A 26,313-nucleotide genomic window follows, 5' to 3' on the forward strand; every position below is an offset into this window, starting at 1 on the left:
GCCCATTCTTCGTCGCTGACATCGGATGGGTAAGGTTTGCGGTTTTCCATGGGGCTTGGATTTTACCGCTATGGGATAGTTCAGAACAGGCTCTAAACCCCACCCCGCCAACCCCGCGCCGCCATGCCTGTTTGCGGCGCGCGCCTTGCCCCCACCATGCATGACAGAATTGTCATGCGCGGGTCAGCTCTGTGACCAGGGGCGGCAGGCATCATCTCACCATGTTCAACACGTTTCTGCGGAAACATTCTGAAAAGGTCAAGATCATGCTGCTGCCCCTCCTGAAAAACACCCGAATCCTGTTGCTGGCCGCCTTGCTGACGCCGGCCATGGTCATGGCGGATGGCGGCCTGGACCGCGTGCGCGAGATGCGGGAACGCCAAGCATCCAGCGCGGTCAACAGCCCAGCCGCGATTTCCTCCCCTCAGCACTCATCCATGCCACAACACGGGATGCCACACTGCCCGTCCTGCCCGCCGCAAGGCATGCAGCCTGAGCACAAGATGATGATGATGCCGGGCATGAAATAAGCCTCCCATGCGCGCGCCACAGGCTGATTTGTAGGCAATGTGGCGTTGCGGCTTTTGGTCGCCAACCGCTTTCTGATCGGAGCACGTCTGATGCATCGCCGCACCGTATTGACCGCCTGCCTGGCGGCCCCGTTTTTCCCACTATTAGCCCGCGCCCAAGGCGCGGTCGATTCCACGATGGACCACGCCGCCATGGGCCACGCCATGCCGGCGGCGCCGGCTGCCGGCGCGTCGCCGCGTCCGCCGGGCGGCGCGCCGCTGGCCGCCTGGCCCACGCTGGGCGCGCGCGGCGAATTGCGCGCTGCGCCCGGCCTGCTGCACTGGGGCGGCGGGCTGAACACCCCCAGCTGGGGCTATAACGGCGCGGCGCTGGGCCCGCTGCTGGAATGGCGCGCGGGCGAGGCGGTGGACATGACCCTGGTCAACGCCCTGCCCGAAGCCAGCAATATCCACTGGCATGGGCTGGAAGTGCCAGCCAGCGAAGACGGCCACCCGCGCGACGCGGTGGAGGCCGGCCAGCGCCGCGCCTATCGCTTTACCGTGCCCGAGGTGGACGGCCTGTTCTGGTATCACCCACACCCGCACGGCCGCACTGCCTTTCAGGTGGCCATGGGCCTGGCCGGGCCGATTCGCGTGCGCGGCGGGCGCTCGCCGCTGCCTGCCGACGGCATCGACGAGCGCGTGCTGATGATCACCGACCAGCGCCTGCTGGCCGACGGACGCATTGCCCCGCACAGCGACGCCGACTGGATGGACGGCCGCGAAGGCGACCTGCTGCTGGTCAACGGCCAATACCAGCCGGTGCTGAGCGTGCGCGCTGGCGGCTGGCTGCGCCTGCGCCTGATCAACGCCTGCGCCGCCCGCTACCTGCACCTGAGCCTGCCCGGCCATCTCTGGCGGCAAATCGGCGCCGATGGCGGCTGGCTGGAGCAGGTGCAAGCGCCGGTCAAACAACTCTTGCTGGTGCCAGGCGAGCGCGCCGATGTGCTGGTGGCGCTGGATGGCGCGCCGGGCAGCCGGGCGGTGTTGCAATCGCTGCCCTATGTGCGTGGCAAGATGGTCAGTGCCGAGCAAAGCCGGCCCGAGCCCATCCTGAGCGTGCATTACCAGCGCACCGCCGCCCAGGCGCGCCCGCCGCTGCCGCGCCGCCTGGCCGACATCGCCCCGCTGCCGGCGCCGGCCGTGCGCCGCGAGGTGGTGCTGAGCGAAACCATGTCGATGGAAGGCGGCAAACACCAGATGGCCTTTTTGATCAACGACCGCCGCTACGACGACATGAACCGCGCCGATTTCACCGGCAAGGTGGGCGAAGTGGAAGAATGGACGGTGCACAACCGCTCAGACATGGACCACCCCTTCCACCTGCACGGTGCGGCGTTTCAGGTGCAATGGCGGCAAGCCAGCGCCCAACACCCGCGCGCGCCGGAAACCCTGCGCGCCTGGCGCGACGTGGTCAACCTGAAGCCGGACGAATCGCTGGCGCTGCGCTTTGTGCAACGCCAGCCCGGCGACCGGCTGTTCCACTGCCATATTCTGGAACACGAAGACCAGGGGATGATGGCTACGCTGCGGGTGGTGGGGTAGCGGAAAGGCAGGGGGAGATGGAGAGCGAAGCCGCAAAGCGGCTTCGCTGATGGTGATGAGTGCGGGTGCTGATCATGAAAACCCGCAGCGTGAACGCAATCCTGGGACTTTGTCTGATTGACCCATAACAGATTGGACGGCGACAATAGAGTTACGAGGCGCGGGCAAACATTCACGCTGTTGCTCTTGTTTGGGGGCGCCCTCCAACGCACCACCAAAAATCATTCAATAGTCACTCACCCAGTCAACTTCCGAAGGGAGCGACATATTAACAATCTCAAATTTATCTGCACTATCAACAAGAAAACCCCTCATCCTAACAAGACTATAAGCATATTTTTTAGCAATACGTTTATCGCCCCCTAAAATACCACACTTAACCAGATCCTCCACAGGCATTTTACTTGAAGAGCACACCGTCACGATGCCAACACTCAGCCCTTTTCGTATAGCTCGAATCAAAATAAATGGAGGCACCACGGTGAACACATTACGAGTATTTTTATACCGACCATCCCCCTCAGAACGATGCGGATTGACCTCAAAATAAGAGACCTTCATCACGGGAAGAAAATATCTATGTTTTGCATCAGGCTGAAACTCAAATAAATACAGACTCCATTCGGCAAGTAATCTAGTAGGAGAGGAGAGCGATGGTAGCTTTTCAGGCAACCCAGAATCTTTACGTACAGCCGCCCTTCCTTTCCAAGGCGCAACAAGAAAATACTTTACAACCTTAAACTGCTCGCAAATCATACGCCTCACGGAAAGCAGGCTATAATTATCAACATGATACTTATAGTATATCGCAATCAAAACAGAGTCTGGCAACATCTTTACATTGGCATTTACATCATGATTTTTGCCATCAGTATATTTGTCAACAAACTGGTACAGCGCAAACATTCGTTTACGCATCCCCTCCTTCATTTCTGTCGCGACCTTTTCTAATGCCGCCCACTCCTCTTTTTCTTCTACCGTAAAAATCTTCTCTGCCATAAGCGCCTTAACCAACTCTTTTGCCCCATCAGCGATAGCAGTTCTAGTAAAATCCATACCCCCAAGTTTCTTAACCACACTCGTTCCCAACCCTGACATCACCACTTTTAAAAAAGGACTAAATGGCAAAAAACAGACGGCGGAATCAATCATTAACTCACGAAAATCCTTAGCATCTTCTTCTAATTTTTCCTCCAGATCTTTAAATTCATCCAAAATGCTATTTACCGCATCAAAATATACGTTCGCAACATCTGAAATTTGAAACCCTTTAATAAGGCCAGCAATATCAGTACGTTCATCAGGGCTAAGAGGGCTTCCCATATCACACCTTATACCATGTTGTTTTATACATAACCACGATCAAAAGACTCAGGAATATCCGCGCTTGCAAAAGAGCTTGGCTCACGTCCAATCTCCGACCACCCGACTGCCGGTAAAAACTCACTTCCCGAATCCTCTCCATTGACGACAACAGGCTCAACCTCAACCTCTCCTAGCCGCTCATGTTCTGTTTCTACAGAGGTGCCATCGGGTAATTGAACCTTTGCCTTGCCTTTATCGGCATGACTCACACTTGAGAGAAGATCCTTGGCCACATCGCTCAATACATTATCAGCAGCAGTGCCCTGTGAAGCCGATCCTGCCGCCTTGTAATATTGCTCCAGGATTTCTTGCTGCTTTTTCGGGTCGGTGATGTTGGAGCGGACCGAGTTGGCAAAGTCGTCGCCGTGCTTGGTGACTTGGGCGGTTTTGGCCAGGTCGGCGGCCAGGTCGGCGTAGTGTTTGGCGGCTTCGGTATTGGTTTTGAGCGCTTCCAGGGCGTTGGTCTGATTGCCGGCCAGGCCGGTGATGTCATTGAACAGATCGCTCTTGCCCAGCAGGGCCAGGGCGTTGGCCAGGCCGGTGGGGTCGGGTAGGGTTTTGCCTTCTTGCTGGCTCAACAGCGATTGCGCCAACTGGGCAGCTTGCAGATTGGCGGGCTCGGCGCGGCGGCTGTCGGTGCTGACCGGTTCGATGGCGGTCGGGTTGTCCGGAATCGGGTGTTCCTCCCATTTCCAGAAGCGGCTGTTGTCGATTTTCTCGCAGCTGTTGCACGCGCCCATGACGGCTTCGGCAAATACGCCTTTGGTGGGCAGACTGATGCGGAACGGTGTGTCGCGGAAGCCTTTTTCCGGCATGTAGTGCGCCATCAGGCGCGACACTGGTTTGCCATCCACTTCGATGCTATCGCTGGCAAAGCGGTAGACCGGATCCAGGTTCAGGCCCTTGGCCACCGGCATCACCAGGGTGTTGCCGACAATGCCGATCAGCCGGTTTTCCACCACGGAGGCCACACTGCGGCGCGGCGTCGGGGAGAGCAAGCGCGGCTCGGCGCCGCCTGGCGTGTAATTGGGGTTTTCGGTGGGGACTTCGATATCAAAGCCTTCCAGCAGCAGCAGGCGCCGGTCGGGGTCCATCTGCGCCCAGATGGCTTTGTGGTAGTACTCCATATTGGTGTTGAGATGGTCGAGCAGCTCACCGCGCAGTTGCAAATCTTCCTGGCGTGGGCTTACCAGCTCAAAATCCTGCATGGGCGTTGGGCTCATTGAAGCGCCGGCGCACAGGTCATCATTGGGTGCGGCCAGCAGCAGACGGGTATTGACGTAACGGGATTCATACTGGGCGCTCAGGCGCTCCAGATTGACAACCGACCCTTCAGGCAGATTGGCCCATTCCAATGCCAGGCCAAAGTGCAGAATATCATCACGCTGCACGGCCAAGCGGCCGCTGATGGAACGGAAGGCAAAGTCAAATGCCGGCACGCTGCCGCTCATTTTGGCGCGTTTGTTGTCACCTGCGCGGGTCAGGGTGATGCGAGCATCCAGGTTGACGGTGGCGCCAGTGGTCATGCGCAGGCGCAGGCATTTGGCAAATTGCCCCACCGCGTTTACGCGGGCCAGCTCGATCTGGAACACCAGTTCACGCTGGGCATCGGGCGCTTTATTCACCTTGAGGCGGATATCTTCGATTTCTTTGATAAAGCCCAGCCGGTTTTGCCAGTTTTGCTGATCTGCTTGCTGGTCAATCAATAGGTCGCGCAGCCAATCTTCGTGCGCTTGGCCCAGCGCGGCCGCTACACCCGGCTGGCCAAACCAACTGTCGCCAATTTTACTCAGCACTTGGGCGTGCTGATCATCCATGGGTTTCTGGATTTTCTTCGGGCAGGCAAAATGCACGGTCAGGGTAAATTGCCCCGCAATCTCCAATACTGGCTCATCACAATAGCGGCCAGCCGGCACATTGTAATATACGTCGGCCTGCGATTTGCCCAACGCATTGACATCATAATAACGGCGCAAGGCATCAAAACCACGCACCAACCGGGCATATTGGCTACGCGGGGCACGCAAGGCATAACGCAGCAAATCAGCCCAGCGGATTACCTTGGCATCGTCAAAAAAGCTCAGCGTCAACGGGATGAACAAACATTCCTGCACATCAACCAGCTCAGTATGCACCGCCAGATGACGCAGAACTTCAAAATACTCGATGGTGATGGCGTGACAGTGGTTGTAATTGGCCACCGACTCCGACTGCACAGTCGTGGTCTCCGATTGCGACATGCTGGTGACGACGGTGGTGCGTTGCGAGCGAATGGCAGAGGCGTGCTGGGTGGTTTTATCGCGGATGCTTTGCAAGGCGCTGGAAGAAATATCGCGCGAGGAAGATTGACTGGCCCAGGATTCCGACTGCCCTCGCGAGGCACTCAGGCCACCGGAATACCCCACTTTTGCGCTGATGCTGATTTTGGGGTCAATCGGGGCATCCACGGCAGTTTGTGAGCCCATGCCAAAGCCAGCAGCAGAGCCTTTGGTTTTGACTTTGCTATGGCCTTCTGACATTTCATGAAGGGTGGCATCCACAATGTCGTTGATGTCACGATCCTGTGTCAGGGTATTGCTCAGGCTGTCTTCAGCCAGCTGGTTTTCCGAGCGGCTGGCGGTTTCCCGACGCTCCCAGTCATGGATGACGATCTGCTTTTTTTGCCCTGGCGCCAGCGGCAGTGAATACAGCAAATCCCCCATGCTGTAGCCATCGGCGCGCCACACTTGGCGAAAATTGAGAATATGTCCGTGGCAGATAGAGGCCGATTGCACCAATGGCAAGGGCGAATCCCACTGGATCGGATTGGCCATGCTGACCGTACGGCGTTTCATCAGCTGATTTTGCTGAGCGGTGACATAAGCGCGCTCGGCCTCCAGCCTGGCCAGCTCACGGCTCATCCACTCCAGATCAAGCAATTGTCGCGTATCACTGGCTGGCGACACCGGCAAGGCCTGCAATGTCGAGGCAGTAGGCTTGCCCTGTGCTTCCAGGCGGGCTTTTTCGGTTTTGATCAGTCCTTCCAGCTCGTTGGCGATGGAGGTGTTTTGATTGAGCCGTAACCGGGTTTCAACATCTGTAATTTGATTGCCAAATGTCCATCCAGAAGAGACTTTGCTTTGCTTGCTCCAATAGCTCAGCCGAGCCACAAAAGTCGGCACGGTATTGTAATTCGACAAATTGGCTTTGATTTCAGCCAAGCCAGACAGCCATACCGAGGTTTTGATCTCGGGTTCTGGCTCAACTTTTGGCTTGGGCTTTTTGGCGTCCTCGATGGCTTTTTGCAGCGTGCGAATGCGTAAACCAAGATTGCCCAGATAACCTGGCGCGTTCATGATTTCCGGGTCGGTGGTGCGCACCACGGTGGTGAAAGCAAATTCTTCCAGCGCCCGGTTAGGCGTGGTGAAGTTGACGCAGCTGCCGCCGATGTCTTGCTGGTAAATGCTGTCCGGGCTGAGCAGGTCTTCCATCTCGGGCAGGCGGCCAGGTTTATCCTGGCAGCCGCAGCCATCATGCTCGGGCACGATGTCGGCCTGGGCAACGTCCAGCACCAGCAGGGTGAACTCTGGCAGCACACCATCAACCAGCACGATCTCCAGCTTGCTGTCCGGCGCAATGCTCAGCGTGGCATAGGCAAATTTATAGGATTCAGCAGGCACCGATATGCTGAAGTTGCCGGTGGCATCCGTCTTGCCTGCGACAACCGGATGAATAGGCAGATTTTTGTAGCCCTCCACCGGTTTGCCCGCGTAGATGATGAATGACGCACCCTTGATCGGCTCGCCTTTTTTATCCAGCGCCCGCCCTTTCATGCTGCGAGGCTTGGCGCTGGTCAGGGTAGCTGGCGCATTGGAGAGAACAACAGGTTCTTTGCTTTCGGACATGATGTAAACAGGCTCGACAAAAACGGTTTTTGGATAAATCCAGCCATGCCGCCCACCTGTGCCGCGCGTCATGACAAGACATGCAATCAACGCAAAGAAATTGCCATCCATCCAGAACCCACGTCAACACACACCCCAGCAAGAAATGCCAGTAGAATTACCAATGCACAGAAAAAACCAATCAATAACATAGAGATATAAAACACATCACTGTCGCATTTTTTTCACACCCGCATGAGGGAATTTATTCCCCTCCTCTTTAATTTTCCGATAAAAATCCTCCCTACACGTGTAAAAACCATATTACCCATATCGATCCGGACTATTTTTCAACATCACGCCCCAACAAAATCAGCCCCTCTTGATTTACACAAATAGAATAACCCATTACAGCACCGCATAAAAATTGGCATCGTGGCGCAAAAGCGCACAACACAACCCCCAATACGGCAAAGAGGATGAAGTGAGCGGTCATGGGGCTGCCGCCCGCCTGCCCCAAGCCGCACGCAGGCTGGACACTCAACACGCCCATCCGCACAAACCGCCGCCATGCTGGCATACTGCGCGTGTCTTGATTTTCGGGGGCGCGACGCCTTGGACGACATTCCCTTATCCCTGCTGGTGGCGGCGCTGGTGGCGCTGTTGCTGATCTCGGCGTTTTTTTCCATGTCGGAAACCGGCATGATGGCGGTCAACCGCTACCGGCTGAAAAACCGGGCGGCGCAAGGCCACACCGGCGCGCGGCTGGCGCTGCGGCTGTTGGGGCAAACCGACAAGCTGCTGGGCGTGATTCTGCTGGGCAATAATTTTGTCAATTCGGCGTCGGCCTCGCTGGCCACCGTCATCACTTTTCGCCTGTTCGGCCAGAACGAGGCCGCGCTGGGCCTGGCCACGGTGGCGGTCACTTTTGCCATCCTGATCGTGTCAGAAGCCACGCCCAAGGTGATTGCCGCCACCCGCCCGGATGCAGTGGCCAACTGGGCCAGCTACCCGCTGACCGCGCTGCTCAAGCTGTTTTACCCGGTGGTGTGGTTCGTCAATCTGTTTGTCAAAGCCGCCATCCGCCTGCTGCGCGTGCAGCCGCAGCCGGAAACCACCCTGCTGACCCCGGAAGAACTGCGCGTGCTGGTGCTGGAGTCTGGCCAGTTCATCGAGAAAAAACACCGCAGCATGCTGCTGAACCTGTTTGAGCTGGAAAACTTCACCGTAGACGATGTGATGATTCCGCGCCGCCAGCTGGAAATGATCGACCTGGACGCGCCCATCGAGCATATCCGCGAACAGCTGATGACCAGCCAGCACACTCGCCTGCCGGTTTATCGCGGCGGCTACGACAATGTGGTGGGCTTTCTGCATGTGCGCAAGGTGCTGCACTTGGCCACCGAAGACATCACCGTCGAGCGGCTGCTCAGCATTGTGCGGCCGCCTTACTTTGTGCCGGCCGGCACGCCGCTGTTCACCCAATTGCAGAATTTTCAGGAAAACCAGCGCCGTATCGCCATGGTGGTGGATGAGTACGGCGAGATGATGGGGCTGACCACGCTGGAAGACATCCTGGAACAAGTAGTGGGCGAATTCACCACGCAAGCGCCGGGGCATAGCCGGCTGGCGCAGCGGCAAAGCGATGGCAGCGTGCTGGTGGATGGCGGCATGAATGTACGCGATCTGGTCAAGCTATTGCAGGTGAATTTTCCGCTGGACGGCCCGAAAACCGTCAACGGCCTGATTGTGGAATATTTTCAGGACATCCCCGAGCCGGGCACCTGCTTTCGCCTGTCCGGCTGCGTGTTTGAGGTGCTGCAAACCCAGGCGCGCGGCGTCAAGCGCGTGCGCATCACCCCGCCGGCATGAGCGACCTGGCGCTGCCGTGGCCGGCGCTGCTGGCGATTGGCCTGGCGCTGGCCAGCTTTGTTGGCGTGCTGGCGGCGCGCTGGCCGGCAGCGCTGGCGGACAGCCCGGCCCCCACGGCGACAGATTTGCTGGCGCGGCTGTGCCGGCCGCCGTCGCACTGCCCGCATTGCCACACTCGGCTGCGCATATACGAACTGATCCCGGTGTTGAGCTGGTTGGCGCAACGTGGCCGCTGCCGACACTGCCAGGCGCCGCTGGGCATGGGCGACACTATGCTTGAGCTGACCGGCGCCGCCTTGGCGCTGCTGCTGGGCTGGCGCCACGGCGCTGATGGCCTTGGCCTGGCCGCCGGCCTGCTGTTTGCCTTCACCCTGCTGGCGCTGGCCTGGCTGGATGCGCGCAGCCTGTGGTTGCCCGACGCGCTGACCCTGCCCCTGCTGTGGGCCGGCCTGCTGTACACCAGCCTGCGCGCCCCGGCAGCGCTGTCCGAGCATGTCTGGGCGGCGGCGCTGGGCTATGGCCTGCTGGCCGGGCTGAACGCCATCCACCTGGTCTTGCGCCGCCGCCACGGCCTGGGCGGCGGCGACGCCAAACTGCTGGCGGCGCTGGGCGCCTGGCTGGGGCTGTGGGCGTTGCCACAGATTCTCACCCTGGCGGCGCTGGGCGGGCTGATCTGGGCGCTATTCACCCGCCAGCGCGCGCTGGCGTTTGGGCCATGGCTGGCGGCAGCTGGGCTGGCGGGCTGGTTGTGGCCTGGGGTTACACTATTATGACAGGAGCGTTATCATGATCAGTACGGCAAACGGCCCGCGCTGGGTGCTGGCGCTGACCGGCGGCATCGGCAGCGGCAAAAGCGCGGTGGCCGAGCGGCTGGCGGCGCTGGGCGCCGGCGTGGTGGACACCGACCGGGTGGCGCACGCGCTGACTGCGCCGGGTGGGGCGGCTATGCCAGCGCTGGCGGCGGTGTTTGGGCCTGAGATTGTTCAGGCCGACGGCGCCATGGACCGCGCCGCCATGCGCGCACGGGTGTTTGCCGACCCACAGGCGCGCCAGCAACTGGAGGCTATTTTGCACCCGATGATCCGCGCGCAGACCGAGGCCGAGCTGGCGACATGTCCGGGGGATTATCTGGTGCTGGTGGTGCCGCTCTTGGTGGAAACCGGAACCTATCTGCCATTGGCCGACCGGGTGCTGGTGGTGGACTGCCCGGTAGAGACCCAGCGCCAGCGGGTGCGCGCACGCAATGGCCTGCCAGAGGCGCAAATCGACGCCATTCTGGCCAGTCAGGCCAGCCGTGAGGCCAGGCTGACACATGCTGACGATATTATTGACAATTCCGGGGATTTTGCCGCGCTTGGGCTTCAAGTGGACGTCAAACACAGCTATTATCTCGGCTTGGCGCATCAGGCGCTTGCCGACTAACTCCAACCTGTTGCCGTGGCCTTGTGATCAGCTTTGAATTTCCCATTGTCGAACGTGTGCGCATCCTGCTGCGGCTGGAGGAGCTGTTTCGTCGGCTGACCCACTTCAGCGACGCCGACGGCGCCGACGAGCACCATGTCGCCCTGCAAACGCTGTTCGACATGGCCGAGCTGGGCGCGCGCGGCGACCTCAAATCCGAGTTGATCCAGGATCTGGAGCGCCAGCGCTTTGCGCTGGAGGCGCTGCGCGACAATCCCGCCATCGCCGAACACGCGCTGGACGAAGTATTGGGTGAGATCGAATCGGCCATGAGCCGCCAGCTGGAATACACCGGCAAATTTGGCCATGAGCTGCGTGACAATGAATGGCTGATGAACATCAAGCAGCGCATGGCCATTGCCGGCGGCGCCTGCCAGTTTGATCTACCGTCTTATTATTATTGGCAAAACCTGCCAGCTGAGGCACGCCGCGCCGATCTGCAACGCTGGGCCGCGCCGCTGCTGGCCACCCGCGATGCGGTGGCAGTGCTGTTGAAACTGCTGCGCGATAGCGGCAAGAGCAACGCCTTCACTGCCCGCCAGGGTGCGTTCCAGCAAATGTCCGGCGGCAAGGTGGTGCACTTGATCCGCGTCAGCATTGATCGCAAGCTGGGCGTGGCGCCTGAGGTGTCGGCCAATAAATACGCGGTCAATGTGCGCTTTATCGAGCCCACCACGCACAGCGCCCGCTCGCGCGCCTCGACCGACGACATCCCCTTCACCCTGGCCTTTTGCAAGCTATGAGCCATCCCGATACCGCCCCCGTGGTGGCCTGCCCGCAGTGCCGCCGCCCGGTGCGCTGGACCACAGAAAACCGCTTCCGGCCATTTTGTAGCGAGCGTTGCAAGCTGGTTGACCTCGGTCAGTGGGCGAATGAGGGCTACCGCATTCCGGCGGAACATGGCCCGGATGGCGACGCCCAGCGCGACGAGCGCAGCTAAGCGCGGCGAACAAAAACACACCTGGCATCATTGCACGGCCTTACCGTACGGCTTGTACTGTCTGCAGCCGCGCGTCTGGCCATAGCCGCTGCGCTGACGTTGGTCAGCGGCTTCCAACCAACCCCGCAGCACGCCCTGCTCCTCAAGTCTGGCCCCCATCACCTGGCCGCATACCTGCCACACTCAGCCCAGCTGAAACCGGCCGATGGCCTGATCCAGCTGCCCGGCAACCTGCGTCAGCCCATCCCCCAGTTGTGCCACCGAGGCGGCGGTGTCACCCGCCGCCCGCGACAATCCAGCCAGATGGCCAACCTGGGCACTGGCATGCTCGCCGGCCTGGCGTTGCTCGGCGGTGTCTCCCGCCATGCTGGCCACCTGTTGGTGAGCATGCTCGGCCTGCTCGCGCAGGGTGTGCAGTTGGCTGACAAAGGCGTGCGCTTCGTCCATTTCGGCACTGACCTGACCGGCCAGTTGATGAATATCGGCCACGGTCTGCCGGGTGTCGCCCTGGATGTCGGCAATATGACGGGTGATGGCCGCCGTGGCTTGTGCGGTGTTTTCCGCCAATTGGCGCACTTCGTCGGCCACCACGGCAAAACCGCGTCCCTGCTCGCCGGCTCGGGCGGCCTCAATGGCGGCGTTCAGCGCCAAGAGATTGGTTTGATCGGCCACTTCACGGATACGGGTAACCACCTCGCCAATGTCTGCCACCCGCTGATTCAGCCGGGTAACCCCTACCACGCTCTCTTGCAAGCGCGCTTGCAACTCGCCCAGACCCTCTGCGGTGCGGCTGGCCATGCTGACCCCTTGGCCAGCAATGCGCGCAGTCTGATCGGCCAGGTTTTGCACCGCACCAGCCCGCTCGGAAATCCGCGCCATGCCCTGGCTGATTTGCTCCACCGCCTCGGCCACGCCAGTGGCGTGGCCCATCTGGGTGCGACTGCTGACCAACGATGCATCAGCCGCCTGATTCAGCTGACGGGCGCTGTCACCCAATTGACCTGCGTTATTGCGCACGGCCAGCAAGGCGCCGCGCATGGCGTCCAGTAACTGGTTGAATGCCCGCGCGGCATCGGCGACTTCGTCGCGACCCTGTGCGCTGACCGGCTGGTTCAGTCGCAGGGATTGGGCGATGTTGCGCATATCGGCGCGCAACTGCTGCAAGGGCTGACGAATCGAGCGATCCGCCAGCCAGAACAGCACCAGCAACACCAGCAGCGCGCCGCCCAGCAAAGCCAGCAAGCCTTGCATCACGCTGTCGCGCACACTGGCAAACTGGCCAGCCATGCCGGCCATGTGGGCATCGACAGCATGCTCGGCAGCGCTGAACAGCGTCTCGGCCTGGTGCGCCGCAACTTTGCCAGGGTTCAGCGCCTCGTTGGCAGCGGCGGCAGAATCAAATTCTCCCATGCGCAAGCGCTGGTGCACGGCGGCAATCACCGGCGCATATCCCTGGGTCAGTTGCTGGCCGATGGCGTCCAGCCGGGTACGCTGCTCGCCATCGGCCAGTGCCGTGGCGCGCGCCAGCGAAGCCTGCAAGGCCTGCTGTTCGGCTTGCCATTTGGCAAAGTAGTCGTCAACCTTGGCCACTTCGCGGCGTTGAATCAGCATGTCCTTTTCAAAACGGCGCATATTGGACAAGCGGGTGTGCGCCGCCTGCAAGGCCACACTCAGGCCCAGATCGCGTTGCGCCAGCTCGCTGGCCAGCTGCGACTGACGGTGCACGCCCAGCATGCCGGCGGCGGCGGTCAGCAGCAACACGGCCAGGGTGACGGCAAACAGCAGCAACAAGCGGGTGCGCAGGGACAACAGAGCAAGCAGCGACATGACAGGTCCTTGAGATAATGGACAAAACGCCCGCCATAAGGAAATTTCCACGGCGTGGCCGCCGTACATCATAGGGGATTCACATCGCAAGAAAATTGCGTTTTCATGAAACTTCATCAAACGGACATTTGCCAGGCCAGGAGGTCGTCACTGGCTTGCCATGCGCATGCTGCATTGCAATAATTGATCAAATACCCCGATGCACGAACCCTGAGGAGACGTTTCTCGCCATGACAGCCCGATCTCATCCGCCCCGCGTGGCCGTCATTGGCGGCGGCCTGGCCGGCCTTGCCGCCGCCTGGCATCTGGACGCCGCCGGCTTCGCCTGTCGGGTGTTCGAGTCTGGCAAACGCCCCGGCGGCCCGGCCTTGTCCAAACGCGAAGGCGCTTGCCTGTTTGAATACACCCCCAGCGTGCTGCAACTGGACGCCGCGCTGCTGGCCTGGCTGGAGCAGTTGGGCCTGGGCCCGGCGCTGCACCCGGCCACGCCCTACGCCAGCCGGCGCTGGGTGCTGCATCAGGGAGCGTATCAACCCTGGCTGGAGTCACCGCTGAACTGGCTGCTCAGCCGGCGAGTGGATCGCAGCAGCAAACGCCGTCGGCTGGTGGAGTCGCTCAGCCTGTTGCGCCCCGGCGCCGTGCAACCGGGCGGCAGCGTGGCGGCGTTTGTGCGCGCGCATCTGGGCGACTGGTTCAATGACTATCTGGTGGCGCCTTGGCTGGCTTTGCAATACGGCGTGGATGCAGAACAAGCCGACATGGCGCTGACGCTGCCCGACCTGATTCAGCCCGCCAGCCGGCTGGCGCTGGCGCGCCAGTTGCAGGCGCGCCTGCTGGGGGTGGGCGGCTACGGCTTGCGCCAGGGGTTGGACACCTTGACCGACACTCTGTCGGCGCGGGTGGACGTGCGGCTGGGCCAGCATGTCGGCGCGCTGATTCGCCGACCGCGCGGCTGGTGCGTGGTGACCGGCATGGAAACCTATGAAGCCGACTTGCTGGTGCTGGCGGTGTCCACCCGCGAAGCCGCGCTGTTACTGGCCCCCGGCTTTGCCCAGACCGCTGCGCGGCTGGGCGAGGTGCGCTACGCGCCGATGATCGACGTGCACAGCGTCTATCACCGCGAAAACATGGCGTTTCGGCTGCGCGCCGGCGGCGCCTGGCATCCGCAGTGCGAGCGGCCGTTTGCCCTGGGCGTGGAATTCATCAGCAGCCAGATCAGCCACCGCACGCCGGATGGCGAAGTGCTGGTGTGCGCCCGCCTGGGCGGCATGGCCCAGGCCGAGCGGCTGGGGCTGGACGACGCGGTGTTGGGCCTGTTGCTGGACAGCGAACTGGACGGCCTGCTCGGCGTACTCAACGCCCCATTGGAACGCCATGTGCACCGCCGCCGCCACGCCTACCCGCACCCGGACGCCGCGCTGGCCGCCGCCCGCGCGGAGTTACCCACGCTGGCGCAGGCGCGCGTGCTGGTGGCGGCAGACTGGGCGGCCGGGCTGGGGCCAGAAGCGGTGCTGCGCCACGCCATGACCCTGCCCGCCGCCGCCCGGGCGGCGCTGGCTGCGCCGGCCTGAGCGCCGGCCGTCACGCCAGATCATCAGCGCATCTCGAACAGCTCCTGATGAAACCGCGCTGCCGGCAAACCTTCGCCGCATAAGCCCTCGCGCAGGGAGTGACCAAAGCCCGCCGGCCCGCAAAACCACACATCCGCCTCGCGCCAGCCCGGCGTGCGCGCCTGCAACTGCGCCACATCCAGCCGGCCGTCACGTTGATTCCACCACACATGCAGCCGCACACCAGCTTGTTTGGCGAGCGCTTGCAGCGGCTCGATCAGCATCGGCTCGTATTGCGCCGTGCAATAAAAGAAATCCACCTCTCGGTCGTCGCCCTGTTCAGCTCGTGCTTGCAGACGCGCCATAAACGGCGTCACGCCAATGCCGCCAGCCACCCAGATTTGCCGCCGTGCTTCTCCGGCAAAGGTAAAGCAGCCATACGGGCCTTCCAGTTGCACGGCGTCGCCCACCCGCAAGCGCTGCGCCAGCGCGCCGGTGTAGTCCCCCAGCGACTTGATCACGACTTGCACACGGGCTTGCTCAGGATCCCAGGCAGAGGCCAGGGTGAAGGGGTGCGCGCCTTCGTCGCCATGCAAGGTCACAAAGGCAAACTGCCCAGCCTGATGCCCAGGCCAGCCGGGCGCCAGCGCAATCTCCACGCCCAAGGCGTCCAGCGCCGGATAAGGCTGGATCGCCGCCACGGCGCCGTCCACCTTGCGCCCGCTGGCGCGCACGCCGAATAAGCTCATCACCGCCGCCACACTGCCCAGCGCCATCAGCACGGCCAACAACGGCCCGAGCGGCTGGCTCCAGTAGGCGAACTTCACCAGCACCACCGAGTGAAACACCAGCACCAGATAGGCCACGGCAATCCATTTATGCGTTTGCATAAAGCGCCGATAGGGAAACCACTTGATCAGCGCAAGAATCATCAACGCCGCAGCGGCATAAAACGCCCATTCGCCGACACTTTCCGCCAGGCCACGTTGCTGGGCGAAGATCTGCTCCAGCGAGCCCGGCTCTAATGGCGGACGCGGTCCACGCTTGGGCCGTTCCAGCCAGCCCCAGCCCACCAGCCACTTGGGGCCCTTGGCCAGCAGCCAGTGCGTCACCGCCAGCGTCAGCCCGGCAATGCCCAGCCATTTGTGCAGTCGGTACAGCTTGTCCAATCCGTCCAGCGGGCCTTCCAGCCAGCGCGGGCGCACCGCCAGCATCACTGCCAGGCTCATGACTCCGATGGCCAGCGCGCCGGTGTATTGGGTGAGCACGCCGCGCCAGGCAAAAAACCCGTGCAGCGCCGCCAGCTGTGCTGGCTCGCTCAGCCACCATGCTGCACTGAGTAGCGCCAGGCTACCCCACACGATCCAATGTACTGCTTTCATCTTGCTTGCTCCTGACATGCATTGTGCCGATCAGGTTAGCGCGGCAATTATCTTCCCAGCAAGAGAACGACCCGGGTTTTACTTTATGTTACCCAGTGTCACACAGCCGCACGCTGCCAGCGGCCCATTTTGGCCAAGCTCATCCATGCCAGATGCGCCATGGCGCAATGCTTTCAAAAAAACTTATCTATTCATGGCAGCAATTCACGCCATTTTATTAAGCCAGGAATAAAACCTTGCTAATTTTTGCCACCAGCCAAACCGCGAATGTGTGCCGGATATAATAAAGACCCGCTTCAGTAGAACAATATGGCGCAACATGGCGGCGCAGGCCGCTTTCTGCCAGAAAGCACAGAATTAACCTGATCCGCCGTTCATGCGCAACACGCTGAATTGAGAATATTGCCAGATATTGCTCCATGGAAGCATAAATGTGGCATGACTGGACAACATTAAAATGGAGGAGAATACATTCATGCCGGTTCGTCGTAGAATTTTACTGCTGGTGGCCGCCGTGCTGATCAGCATGCTGGCCATCGCGGTAATTTCCTTGTCGGTGTTGCGCGCCAATATGATCAGTGAGCGGCAAAGCCAGTTTGGCGCGCTGGTCAGCCAGGGCAAAGCCAGTTTGGCGTACTTCCACAAGCTGGAGGCTGACGGCAAGCTGAGCCGGGAAGAAGCCCAGAAACTGGCCAAACAAGCCATTGCCAGCCTGCATGACGGTGACCGTTATCTGTGGATGCGTGACAACAGCAATGATGTCAACCTTGTGCACCCCAATCCCAAGCGGGTTAATCATGCGGATCCTGATGCCAAAAAGAAAGGGGATGAATATCGCCAGGCCATGCAAGGGGTTGAGGTCGGCTTTTTATTTTCGCAAGGCACCCGCCCTGGCGTGGAAGGCAATGTCGGCAAATTATACGCACTATCGTTATTTCAGCCCTGGAACTGGATTATTGGTTTTGGCGGATATCTGGACGACATTGAACAGGTTTTCTGGCAACGCGCCTTCACCATGCTGACTGTGGGTGGAATGATTTTTGTACTGATCGCGGCATTGGCCTGGCAATTATCACGCACCATTCTGGGCCAATTGGGCGGCGAGCCACAATATGCGGCAGAAATTGCCCAATTTATTGCGCGTGGGGATTTGTCGCGGGAAGTACAGTTGGGGCGGCAACAGGTAGAAGGCAGCGTATTGGGTGCGATGCGGCAAATGCGGGATGGTCTGCGCAGCCTGGTGGGCCATTTCAGCCAGGCATCTGACACCCTGGCCTCGTCCACCGCACAGCTGTCCAGCCAGATGGGCTTGCTGGGCCGCAGCGCCAGCCACACCGCCGAGGCTGCCGCCTCGACAGCCGCGGCAGTGGAGCAAATGACCATCAGCATCGACCAGATTTCCGGCAATGCCCGCGAAACCGAACAGTTTTCCCAGCAGGCCGCCAGCCTGGCTCAAGAGGGTGAACAACTGGTGGGCGACACCGCCAGCGACATCCGCCAGGTGGCGCAGTCAGTCAGCGAAGCGGCGGGCAATATCCGTCAGTTGGCCGAACGCTCGCGCGAAATCCGCAACGCCAGCACTATCATCAAGGACATTGCCGACCAAACCAATCTGCTGGCACTGAATGCCGCCATCGAAGCCGCCCGCGCCGGCGAACAGGGCCGAGGGTTTGCTGTGGTGGCCGACGAAGTGCGCAAGCTGGCCGAGCGCACCGCGCAGGCCACCGACAGCATTCACGCCACCATTCATGGCGTGCTCAATGACACCGAACAGGCGGCCAACCATATGGATGGCGTGCGCGAACAGGTCAGTGGCAGCGTAACGCGCGCAGAGCAAGCCGCCACCACCCTGGGGCAGATTCGTCATCAGGTGAGGATGGCTGTGGACAAAATGCGGGATGTGGCCAATGCCGCGCAAGAACAAAGTCAGGCCAGCAACAGCATCGCCAACAATGTCGAGCAGATTGCCCAGATGGTGGATGAGTCCGACACGGCGGTCGAAGAAGTGAATAGCCAGGTGCAGCAGCTCAACACCCTGGCCAGCGAGTTGCGCGCCACGGCGGCCCGCTTTGTGCTGTAAAAAAATTCGCCCACCCCGACCTGACCAGCACAGCCAGGCAAAGGTGGGCAGCGTCAGGCCAGGCCAACCCGTGGGCGGCCGGGCAAACACGCATCAGCTGGGCAGCTTGACCTGATAGCCCGGCTGGTTCTTGGGATGGTGGTCGTTGGTGAACACGCTGCGGTCGTTCTTCAGCACGATCACCTCAAAGAACGGGCGGAAGCGATCTTCCGAGATGCCAAAGGCGGTCAGGAATTTGCCAAACAGCACTTGTTCTTCTGGCTCCGGCTGGCCATCGGCCAGCGAAGAATCAATCAGGTTGACCAGCATGCACATCTTTTGCGCATCGGTCAGCAGCGGGGTGGCCTCCTGCAGGAAGGTTTCCACCGAGTTCTTGCGGCGGTATTTCAGCGCGGAATCCAGCAGCGCCTGATTTTGCGCGCCCACGCCAATCGTGCCGCGACCGTCATCCTGGCCGCCCAGCACGCTGAGCAGATGGCCGATTTCTTCGTTATCCATCTCGCCGTCGGCGGACATCATGTACAGCAGCGAGGTGGCGAAGGCCAGATGCGGGGTCATTTTTTCGCCGCTGTCGCTCTTGAACATGTCAAACAGGCCCATTGGGTGCTCTCCTTGGTGTGTGGTCAGGGGGATAAAAGCCCGGCCGCGGCACACATATGCCTACAACGGCCAGGCAACGCGTTAGACCATGGGGTGTTTTGTCAGGTTCCAGCACAAAAACGCCAACGACCCGCACATGGGCGGGCCGTTGTGTGGCACGCCACCATCGTCGGGGGCAGCGCGCCGGAATTGGTGCAGGGAGTTCGGACATTCCCCGCCTGATGTCATCCAAGCCCCGGCCAGCTGTCTGCAACCACCCTCGCAAACCGCGTTTCGGGGCAGGGGCCGTACTTGAGATGGCGAGATATTAGCGAGTAGAGATTGCACGGCGATGACGGCCAGATTGCTGACTGATGGCGCCCAGGGGGCGCCAGTGGCGGCCCCTGGGCGCACATCAGCCAAGCGTGGGCCATGCGCGCCGTCAGCGCTCAGAAGCGGTATTGGCCACTAAGATAGAAAAACCGTGTGGGCGGGTCTTCCAGCGCGTACATCGATCCCCAGTTGTCCGGGGCCTGGCGGTTGAACAGATTATCCACGCCCGCAGCCAGGCTGATCTGTTTGTTGACTTGATACGCCAGCTTGAAATCCGTCAGGCCATGGTTGCTGGACAGGTTGACCCCACGCAGGGTGTTGTGGCTGTTGTAGTAATTGAAGTAATAGCGCCCTTGCAGGTCAGCGCGCCAGGCCCCCACTTCTGCGCGCAGGCCGGCGCGGGCAATGCTGCCCGGACGGCCGGTCAGGCGCTGGCCGCTGCTGTCGTCGCGGGCGCGGATATGTTCATAGCCGCCAGTCAGCGACCAGCCCGGCAAAAAGCGCCACTGACCGCTCAGCTCGATGCCTTCAATGGTGGCGCGGCCGACATTGGCGTACACCGAGCGGCTGAGCACGCCAGCGGGGTCGCTGGCCTGGCGCGCTTGCGACACGGTGGTGATCAAATTGCTGGCGCGGGTGCGGTAGGCGGCCAGCTCCAGGTTCCAATCGTCACGCTGGTAGCCGATGGCGGCCTCGACACTGCGGCTTTCTTCCGGAACCAGCGCGTCATTGCCCAGAATCAGGAAGGTGCCACGGCGGAAGGTGGCGTATTGCTCCAGCACGGTGGGCGCGCGAAATGCCTCGCCGTAGCCCAGGCGGAAGCGCCAGTTGGACGGGGTGTATTGCAGCGACAGGCGCGGGGTGGCGGCGTGGCCGAATTCGTTGAAGCTGTCGTAGCGCACGCCCGCCAGCATGTGCAGGTCGGGCAGCAGGGTGAAGTCGCCCTGCGCCAGGCCATACTGGTTGCGGCGGTCGCCTTCGCGCGAGGTGTTGTTGGCGATGCGCAATTGGTCGGTTTGCCGGCCCAGGCCAAAGGTCAGCATATGCTGGCCCAGCGGCAGGGTATAGCGCGCGCCCAACTGGGTTTGCGTGTAATGGGTGTCTTCAATCAGCGGATAGGCGCGGGTGGTTTTGGCGTCCGAGCGGCCACGCGCCATATCCACCACCAACTGGCCGGGGCCGATGTCGCCGGTGTAGTTCAGTCCGGCGTAGTCGCGGCGCTCTTGCTCGTAGCCCACAAAACGGGTGAACGGCGCGCTGGCCAACTGATCGGGGGCGCGGTCGTTTTGCAGCACGCGCTCCAGCGTCAGCTTGACGGTGTGGCCCGGCGCCACGCGCAGGCCACCATGATAATTGACGTAGGTTTCGTCGCTGCCTTTGAGGTCGGCGCGGTAGCTGCTGTCCACCACCCGGTATTCGTCACGGTTGCGTTGCTCCACGCTCAAGCGGTGGGTGACGTTTTCGCCGCCATATTCTACGTAGCCCTTCCACAAGTCGGTGTCGCGCGAATTGCCCTGCGACAGTCCGTACAGCACGGAAGCGCCGCCGTGCAGACCGCTATTATATTTGGGCTGCTTGCTGATGATGTTGATCACCCCGCCCGAGGCGTCAGCGCCATACAGCGCCGACATCGGGCCGCGCACGATTTCGATTTGCTCGGCATCTTCGCTGGAAAACAGGTTCAGGTCGCGCGAGCCGTATTTCTGGGTGCGGCGCAGGCCATCGTACAGAATCAGCGTGCCGCTGCTGGTCATGCCGCGCATGCTGATGGTGGCGTTGGTGGACGTGCCACGGGTGTCCACCCCGACCGCCTGCTTGAGGTTGTCCACCAGGCTGACGCCTGCGGTGGCGTCCAGATCGCGGCGGCTGAGCACCTGCACGCTGGCCTGCACATCTTGCACCGGCTGGGCGTAACTGGACGCGGTGACCACCACCGGCTTAAGTGAGGCGTCTTCGGCGTGGGCCGCCAGCGCGAAAGCGCCAGCCAGCGCCAGGCATAGCGGCGCGGGGCGGGCAAGCAAGAGGGGCAAGGACATGAGCTCTCCTGAAGTCGTGGGCGCTGGCGTTGCAACAGCCAGGCCAAATAATGAAAATGGTTTATGGCCGCGCCAGCGGGGCAATGGGGATCACCCGCCGCACGCGTCGACGCTGGCGCAGGTGGGCCATGGCCACTGCGGCGGCACCCAGCGCCAAGGCCAGCGTGGCCCAGGCAGCCGACACGGTGGCCAGCCGCCGCCAGCCCATCAGCGCCAGCACCAGCGCCGCGCCCACCCGCAGGCAGGGGGCAAGCCAGGGGTGTTCGACGCGCAGGCGCTGGCCCAGCGCGGCGCAGGCCGGAATCAGCGCCAGCATGGGCGTCAGCAAGGCCCCCGCGCCAAACGCCATGCCCAGCCGCGCGCCCTGGCCGGGGTCGGCGCTGGCGGCGGCGGTGGTCAGCAAGGTGGCCAATGGCGTGCAGGGAATCAGGGTCAGCGCCATGCCCAGCAAAAAGGGCGAGCTCAGCCCGATGCGGCCGGCGCGATGGCACAGCGCGGCGGCGGTGTGCGGGGCGCTTGGGCGTAACAGCAGGCCGGCGCAGGCCAGCGCTGCGACGCCAATCAGCGCATTGCCCACGCCGGAGCGCAGGGTCTGGAGAAACCAGTCGCCCAGGCTGGCCGCCAGCGCGCCCAGGCTGGTATAGGCCAACCAGCGCCCGCCCAAAAAACTCAGCGCATCGCGCAGCCCGGCGCGTGCGCCGCCAGCGCCAGCCAGCGTCCAGGCGCCGATAAAGGGCATGCAGGTGGCGGCGCAGGCGGTGAGTCCCAGCGAGGCCCCCAGCAGTAGCACACCGGTCAGCGAGGCATCAGCCGCCATGGCTGCTGTCCACCGGTTTGGCGCGGGCGATGCGAATCACCTTGCGTTCGCCATCCGGGGTTTCCCGTTTGACCTGACGCTTGTAGTAGTCGCGCGAGGAGCTGAACGCGGCCAGCGGGCCCACCCGCACGCGGATGATCTGATCATCCGGGCAGTATTCGGCGCAGCGCCCGCACAGCGTGCAATCTTCGGTGAAGGCCCGGCGGCCGTGCTGGTGGTGGATTTCCGGGATATCCATCGGACAGGCGCGGCTGCAAATGCCGCACTGCGCGCATTTGCTGTGTTCGCGCTTGTCCAGACGCAGCAGCGACACATGGCGCGCCAGCGCATTCATGGCCAACATCGGGCACACCCGACAGAACGGCTGGCGCACGGCCAGGCTGGCCAGCAACACAAAGCCGGCCACCGTGTTGCCAATCAGGCTCAACGCCAGCCCCAGCGCATCGCCGCCCACTTTCAGCGCCAGCTCGTCGGTCTGGCCGGTCAGCAAGGTGGTGACAATCCGCGACGGGCAGACATCGCAATAGGGGTTGCCTGCCGAATGCGGGGCCACGCCCAGGCCGGCGGCCAGCGGCAAGGCAAACACCAGCCCCAGCAACACCAGCCATTTCACCGGCCGCAGCCAGCGCAGCCGCGTCGGGGCCACGGTGCGCCGCGCCAGCCCCAGCTTGCGCCCCAGCCGGTATAGCCATTCCTGCACCGTGCCCAGCGGGCACACCCAGGCGCAAAACGCCTTGCCCAGCAGCAGATAAGCCAATAAAAAGCTGCCCAGGGTGAGCAGTAGCGGCAAGAAGGTTTGCAGCGCCACCTGCTGGGCGCGCGCCAGTGCGGCGCCCACCTGATGATCCAGCTGATGCTGCAAGGGCACCAGCGCGCAATAGCCGCCGTTTTGTGTGTCGTAGGCGCAAGACAAGGCCGGCAGCGCGGTGGAGATTTTTTCTGCCGCGTAATAGCCCACCAGATTGGCCCCCCAGACGGTGAGCAGCAGCATCAGCAGTTGCACACTCAGGCGCACACGCCCTAAAGACAGCCCAGACAAAATGGATTTCATGCGCGCTCCCGTTTGCGTCGGATCAAGGGGGCGGCCAGCACCATGCCAAAGCCCAGCGCGCCCACGCCGGCAGCCAGGCTGCGTTCGCGCATGCGGTCCGGGTAGTAACGGTGGGCGTAGGTGCTCAGATAGTTGCGCCCGTCGATGGCCTGGTTGACCGCCAGCACAAAGCCCTGGCTGGCGTTCATCGGGTTGGGGCCTGTCAGCGCCGCCTCGGGAAAATCACGCGGAAAAGTGACTTCCACCTCGCCGCGCGTGTCGCTGACCCACACTCGGCGCGTGCCGGGCTCGGTAAGCAGCTCCACGCCGACATTGGGTCGCGGCTGACCATTGAAGCGCACCTGAAAGCGCCACTGGCTGGTTTCCCGCACGCCGCCATGTTCCGGCAGGCGCAATGGCACAATCTCCAGCCCGTCGCGGCGCTGCGCCAGCAAGGCGGAGGGTGACAGCGGCTTGCCGGGCAAATAGACATGGGTGCTGGCGCGCAGCACGGTGTGGTCATCGCGCGCGCCGCTGGCGCTGAACCAGACATGGCCGCTGCCGGCCTGCTCGCGGCTGGCGCGCCAGCCGCTCAGCGTTTGGCCATCCGTTCGCGCCACCGTGTGCATGACCAGGGTTGGGGCAGGCAGATTGACCGCGTCGATGCGCACACCGCCGGCGGATTCGCCGCGTGCGGCTTGCGCTTGCAGCAGCGGATAGCGCGTCCAGGTCGGGCGCTCAGTGGCGGCGGCATGCGCATGTGGCGCCGGTGCCGCCAGCGCGCCGCTCGCCAGCCCGATGCCGGCTAAGCCCAGGCCGATAGACCGCCAGTGTGAAAACAGGGCCATATCTCAATTGCCAAGAGAATCAAAGATGCGGCGGATTATAGTAGTTCTACCAACCCCCTCTCTGCGACATAATGTCGCAGCAGATCACGATCATGACAGATAAAAAAATGGGCAGCACCATGGCGCTGCCCCATTGGCGCATACGCCAACAGTCACCCATTTTATTGTGGTGAGATTCTGCTCAGAATGTGGCCTGTACCCCCACCGTCACCGTGCGGCCAGGGGCAATATAGCCAATCCCGTCATACTGTTTGTCCGCCACATTGGCCACACTCAAGCGCGCAGTCAGCTGCTTGCCCAGCGCGTGGCTCAGGCCAATATCCACTGTGGAATAGGCTTGATATTCGGTGGTGTTGGCGTCATTGCCGTAGCGTTTGCCCACATGGTTGAACGTGGCAAACAGTGTGCTGCCTGGCGCCCAGTGATAGTCTGCCTTCAAAAATCCCTGCTGGCGCGGCACATTGGTCAGGCGCTTGCCTTGCAGGCTGACATCGCGCGGGTTCTTGACGATTTTGGATTGATTCAAGGTGTAACTGCCGGTCAGCGTCAGCGTCGGCAACAGGCGATACACCGCCTCAAGCTCCAGCCCTCGCGTGGTCACCGCGCCAATATTGATCTTGTCTACATTGCTGGCGTTACGCTGCACCGAATAAATAAAGTCCTTGGCGTCGTTGTAATATGCCGTGGCCTTGGCATACCCCATCTGGCCAAAATACACATCCACGCCAAAGTCATAGGCATTGACCTTTTCTGGGGTCAGCGCCGGATTGGCCCAATAGGTGACATTGCCGCGTTTGGTGTCGGCATACAAATTGAACATGTCTGGCAGATTGAACGCCTGCCCGGCGCTGGCGCGCACATTGACCGCCTCATTCAATTTGAACAAAGTGGCCAATTTGGGCGACAGCTTGCTGTCGGTTTGGCTGCGGTAGGCTGAATTGGGTTGTCCCGCACCGCTGTCGGTTTGATTGCCGCCGGTTTTCCAGTGGTCGTAGCGCGCGGCCAGATTCAGATTCCAGCGTGGAGTCAGTTGCAGGTCATCTTGCACAAACAGCCCGTAGCGCCGCACATCGCCGCGCGTGTCGCGCAGCCGCGCGCTGCCGGGATAATCAAAATGGTTGCGGAGGTCACCGTCCAGATAATCCACGCCCACGGTCAGTTGCTGCCCGGGCGTCAGTGTCCAGGCATGCTGGATATTGCCGCCCACGGTACGGTCTTGGTACAGGCCTTTTTCGGCAATGCTGCGGTAGCTTGGCGTGCTCAAGGTATCGGCCCATTGTTTGCCCTGCCGCGCGTACACCATGGCGGTGGTGCTGGCGCCGTCGGCTTCGCGCACATAGCGCACGCTGGGCAGCCATTGTTCACGGGTGGAGGGCTGATAGCCTGGCGCACCCGGTCGATAAAAGCCGGTGGCTTCGTCTTTCAGGTAACTGACCCCGGCCTCCAGCAGCGATTGCGCGCTCAGCTCGTGCGTCACTTTCAGCGAAGCATTTTGCTTGACCGTGCCGATGGCGTCCTGGTTGGCGGTGGGCACCGTGGCGTCCGGGCGCCACATGGTATAGCCGTCGCTGGAAAAATGGCTGGCCGACAGCCGCAGCGAGGTTGGGCCGGCGCCATACGAATGCGACGCCGTCAGCCGCTTGCTGTTCATGCTGCCATACTCTGCCCCCAGCCGGGTCACGCTGCCGGCTTCGGGCGCACGGGACAAGACATGAATCACCCCGCCCATGGCATTGGCGCCGTACAGGCCAGAGCTGGCCCCGCGCACAATCTCCACACGCTCAATATCCTGAGTGCTCAACTGCGACCAATCCACTTGGCCATCGTAAAGCACATTCATTGGCACGCCATCCAGCAACACCAGCGTGCGGCTGTTGCCCGGCAAGCCGCGCGTGTAAGTTTGTGCAATGCGGTTGGGCGACGAGGCATCCATCCGCGCCGCATACACCCCCGGCACGCCTTGCAGCAGCTGGTCCACCGTGCTCGCTGGCGATTGCTCGATGGTCTCGCGGTTGATCACCGACACGGCAGCCGGCACATCACGCAGGGCTTTCTGGGTTTTGGTGGCGGTGATCACCAGCGGGTTCAGTTCGGTGCTTGGCTCAGCGGCAAGCGTCAGCAGCGGCGTGGCGCCGACAAAAATGCTGCTCAGCCGCCAGGCCAGATGAGACAGGCGAAACATGGGTTCTCCTCAAGTGAAGATATCTTTGGCGCGC

The 26,313-nt window shown here is 61.7% G+C and carries 19 protein-coding genes; 9 read left to right on the plus strand and 10 right to left on the minus strand.

Annotated features, from left to right (window positions below; all coding sequences use genetic code 11):
• Positions 1-221: 221 nt before the first annotated feature.
• A complete protein-coding gene (locus tag DFR34_RS14595; protein WP_110391893.1) occupies positions 222-530 on the plus strand; it encodes a hypothetical protein in 309 nt (102 codons plus the stop codon).
• 90 nt (positions 531-620) lie between these two features.
• Positions 621-2,114 carry a multicopper oxidase family protein gene (locus DFR34_RS14600; RefSeq protein ID WP_146215163.1) on the plus strand — a complete coding sequence of 498 codons (1,494 nt, stop codon included), beginning with the start codon at positions 621-623 and terminating at the stop codon, positions 2,112-2,114.
• A gap of 225 nt (positions 2,115-2,339) precedes the next feature.
• Here the strand turns inward: DFR34_RS14600 and DFR34_RS14605 are convergent, their stop codons facing one another.
• Both DFR34_RS14605 and DFR34_RS14610 read right to left on the minus strand, forming a co-directional pair.
• A complete protein-coding gene (locus tag DFR34_RS14605) occupies positions 2,340-3,437 on the minus strand; it encodes a hypothetical protein (RefSeq protein WP_146215164.1) in 1,098 nt (365 codons plus the stop codon).
• A gap of 23 nt (positions 3,438-3,460) precedes the next feature.
• Complete coding sequence (locus DFR34_RS14610) at positions 3,461-7,363, minus strand: hypothetical protein (RefSeq protein WP_146215165.1); 3,903 nt, start codon at positions 7,361-7,363, stop codon at positions 3,461-3,463.
• 549 nt (positions 7,364-7,912) lie between these two features.
• Between DFR34_RS14610 and DFR34_RS14615 the strand changes: the two genes are divergently transcribed.
• The 5 genes from DFR34_RS14615 to DFR34_RS14635 are packed head-to-tail and all read left to right on the plus strand — an operon-like array spanning position 7,913 to position 11,615.
• Complete coding sequence (locus DFR34_RS14615) at positions 7,913-9,214, plus strand: HlyC/CorC family transporter (protein WP_245906908.1); 1,302 nt, start codon at positions 7,913-7,915, stop codon at positions 9,212-9,214.
• Positions 9,211-9,987, plus strand: a complete 777-nt coding sequence (locus tag DFR34_RS14620; RefSeq protein WP_110391898.1) for a prepilin peptidase — start codon at positions 9,211-9,213, stop codon at positions 9,985-9,987. The genes DFR34_RS14615 and DFR34_RS14620 overlap by 4 nt, the downstream gene beginning before the upstream one ends.
• Positions 9,988-10,000: 13 nt before the next feature.
• The gene (gene coaE, locus DFR34_RS14625; RefSeq protein WP_110391899.1) at positions 10,001-10,636 is read left to right on the plus strand and encodes a dephospho-CoA kinase; all 636 of its coding nucleotides are present in this window, start codon (positions 10,001-10,003) and stop codon (positions 10,634-10,636) included.
• 23 nt (positions 10,637-10,659) lie between these two features.
• Complete coding sequence (gene zapD / locus DFR34_RS14630) at positions 10,660-11,418, plus strand: cell division protein ZapD (protein WP_110391900.1); 759 nt, start codon at positions 10,660-10,662, stop codon at positions 11,416-11,418.
• Positions 11,415-11,615 (plus strand): DNA gyrase inhibitor YacG, encoded by a 201-nt coding sequence (locus tag DFR34_RS14635; RefSeq protein WP_110391901.1) that lies wholly within the window; start codon positions 11,415-11,417, stop codon positions 11,613-11,615. The genes zapD and DFR34_RS14635 overlap by 4 nt, the downstream gene beginning before the upstream one ends.
• Before the next feature lie 183 nt (positions 11,616-11,798).
• Here DFR34_RS14635 and DFR34_RS14640 read toward each other — a convergent pair whose 3' ends face one another.
• A complete protein-coding gene (locus DFR34_RS14640) occupies positions 11,799-13,442 on the minus strand; it encodes a methyl-accepting chemotaxis protein (protein WP_158281850.1) in 1,644 nt (547 codons plus the stop codon).
• A 230-nt stretch (positions 13,443-13,672) separates the two neighbouring features.
• Here DFR34_RS14640 and DFR34_RS14645 point away from each other — a divergent pair, with 230 nt between their 5' ends.
• Positions 13,673-15,013 (plus strand): protoporphyrinogen/coproporphyrinogen oxidase, encoded by a 1,341-nt coding sequence (locus tag DFR34_RS14645; protein ID WP_110391903.1) that lies wholly within the window; start codon positions 13,673-13,675, stop codon positions 15,011-15,013.
• 23 nt (positions 15,014-15,036) lie between these two features.
• On the opposite strand, the gene DFR34_RS14650 is transcribed toward DFR34_RS14645, so the two are convergent.
• Positions 15,037-16,374 (minus strand): ferredoxin reductase family protein, encoded by a 1,338-nt coding sequence (locus tag DFR34_RS14650; RefSeq protein WP_110391904.1) that lies wholly within the window; start codon positions 16,372-16,374, stop codon positions 15,037-15,039.
• Between the two features lie 475 nt (positions 16,375-16,849).
• Here DFR34_RS14650 and DFR34_RS14655 point away from each other — a divergent pair, with 475 nt between their 5' ends.
• Positions 16,850-18,454 carry a methyl-accepting chemotaxis protein gene (locus DFR34_RS14655; protein WP_158281851.1) on the plus strand — a complete coding sequence of 535 codons (1,605 nt, stop codon included), beginning with the start codon at positions 16,850-16,852 and terminating at the stop codon, positions 18,452-18,454.
• Positions 18,455-18,547: 93 nt separating this feature from the next.
• On the opposite strand, the gene DFR34_RS14660 is transcribed toward DFR34_RS14655, so the two are convergent.
• The 6 genes from DFR34_RS14660 to DFR34_RS14685 all read right to left on the minus strand — a co-directional run bounded on the left by DFR34_RS14660 (position 18,548) and on the right by DFR34_RS14685 (position 26,279).
• A complete protein-coding gene (locus DFR34_RS14660; protein WP_110391906.1) occupies positions 18,548-19,054 on the minus strand; it encodes a tellurite resistance TerB family protein in 507 nt (168 codons plus the stop codon).
• A 428-nt stretch (positions 19,055-19,482) separates the two neighbouring features.
• Positions 19,483-21,402, minus strand: a complete 1,920-nt coding sequence (locus DFR34_RS14665) for a TonB-dependent receptor plug domain-containing protein (RefSeq protein WP_110391907.1) — start codon at positions 21,400-21,402, stop codon at positions 19,483-19,485.
• 61 nt (positions 21,403-21,463) lie between these two features.
• Positions 21,464-22,219 carry an urease accessory protein UreH domain-containing protein gene (locus tag DFR34_RS14670; protein ID WP_110391908.1) on the minus strand — a complete coding sequence of 252 codons (756 nt, stop codon included), beginning with the start codon at positions 22,217-22,219 and terminating at the stop codon, positions 21,464-21,466.
• Entirely contained in the window at positions 22,209-23,270 is a 1,062-nt protein-coding gene (locus DFR34_RS14675; protein ID WP_110391909.1) for a 4Fe-4S binding protein, read from the minus strand. The genes DFR34_RS14670 and DFR34_RS14675 overlap by 11 nt, the downstream gene beginning before the upstream one ends.
• Entirely contained in the window at positions 23,267-24,097 is an 831-nt protein-coding gene (locus tag DFR34_RS14680) for a hypothetical protein (protein WP_110391910.1), read from the minus strand. The genes DFR34_RS14675 and DFR34_RS14680 overlap by 4 nt, the downstream gene beginning before the upstream one ends.
• A 181-nt stretch (positions 24,098-24,278) precedes the next feature.
• Positions 24,279-26,279 carry a TonB-dependent receptor gene (locus DFR34_RS14685; protein WP_110391911.1) on the minus strand — a complete coding sequence of 667 codons (2,001 nt, stop codon included), beginning with the start codon at positions 26,277-26,279 and terminating at the stop codon, positions 24,279-24,281.
• Positions 26,280-26,313: the final 34 nt, after the last annotated feature.

Source organism: Rivihabitans pingtungensis (assembly GCF_003201855.1).
Lineage (GTDB): Bacteria > Pseudomonadota > Gammaproteobacteria > Burkholderiales > Aquaspirillaceae > Rivihabitans > Rivihabitans pingtungensis.

Coding starts and splice junctions, on each gene's coding strand:
- DFR34_RS14640 (WP_158281850.1), bottom strand. CDS start 13,442: ATGTCGCTGCTTGCTCTGTTGTCCCTGCGCACCCGCTTGTTGCTGCTG.
- DFR34_RS14635 (WP_110391901.1), top strand. CDS start 11,415: ATGAGCCATCCCGATACCGCCCCCGTGGTGGCCTGCCCGCAGTGCCGC.
- DFR34_RS14605 (WP_146215164.1), bottom strand. CDS start 3,437: ATGGGAAGCCCTCTTAGCCCTGATGAACGTACTGATATTGCTGGCCTT.
- DFR34_RS14685 (WP_110391911.1), bottom strand. CDS start 26,279: ATGTTTCGCCTGTCTCATCTGGCCTGGCGGCTGAGCAGCATTTTTGTC.
- DFR34_RS14680 (WP_110391910.1), bottom strand. CDS start 24,097: ATGGCCCTGTTTTCACACTGGCGGTCTATCGGCCTGGGCTTAGCCGGC.
- coaE (WP_110391899.1), top strand. CDS start 10,001: ATGATCAGTACGGCAAACGGCCCGCGCTGGGTGCTGGCGCTGACCGGC.
- DFR34_RS14615 (WP_245906908.1), top strand. CDS start 7,913: ATGCTGGCATACTGCGCGTGTCTTGATTTTCGGGGGCGCGACGCCTTG.
- DFR34_RS14665 (WP_110391907.1), bottom strand. CDS start 21,402: ATGTCCTTGCCCCTCTTGCTTGCCCGCCCCGCGCCGCTATGCCTGGCG.
- DFR34_RS14620 (WP_110391898.1), top strand. CDS start 9,211: ATGAGCGACCTGGCGCTGCCGTGGCCGGCGCTGCTGGCGATTGGCCTG.
- DFR34_RS14675 (WP_110391909.1), bottom strand. CDS start 23,270: ATGAAATCCATTTTGTCTGGGCTGTCTTTAGGGCGTGTGCGCCTGAGT.
- DFR34_RS14660 (WP_110391906.1), bottom strand. CDS start 19,054: ATGGGCCTGTTTGACATGTTCAAGAGCGACAGCGGCGAAAAAATGACC.
- DFR34_RS14670 (WP_110391908.1), bottom strand. CDS start 22,219: ATGGCGGCTGATGCCTCGCTGACCGGTGTGCTACTGCTGGGGGCCTCG.
- DFR34_RS14595 (WP_110391893.1), top strand. CDS start 222: ATGTTCAACACGTTTCTGCGGAAACATTCTGAAAAGGTCAAGATCATG.
- DFR34_RS14645 (WP_110391903.1), top strand. CDS start 13,673: ATGACAGCCCGATCTCATCCGCCCCGCGTGGCCGTCATTGGCGGCGGC.
- DFR34_RS14655 (WP_158281851.1), top strand. CDS start 16,850: ATGCCGGTTCGTCGTAGAATTTTACTGCTGGTGGCCGCCGTGCTGATC.
- DFR34_RS14610 (WP_146215165.1), bottom strand. CDS start 7,363: ATGTCCGAAAGCAAAGAACCTGTTGTTCTCTCCAATGCGCCAGCTACC.
- DFR34_RS14600 (WP_146215163.1), top strand. CDS start 621: ATGCATCGCCGCACCGTATTGACCGCCTGCCTGGCGGCCCCGTTTTTC.
- DFR34_RS14650 (WP_110391904.1), bottom strand. CDS start 16,374: ATGAAAGCAGTACATTGGATCGTGTGGGGTAGCCTGGCGCTACTCAGT.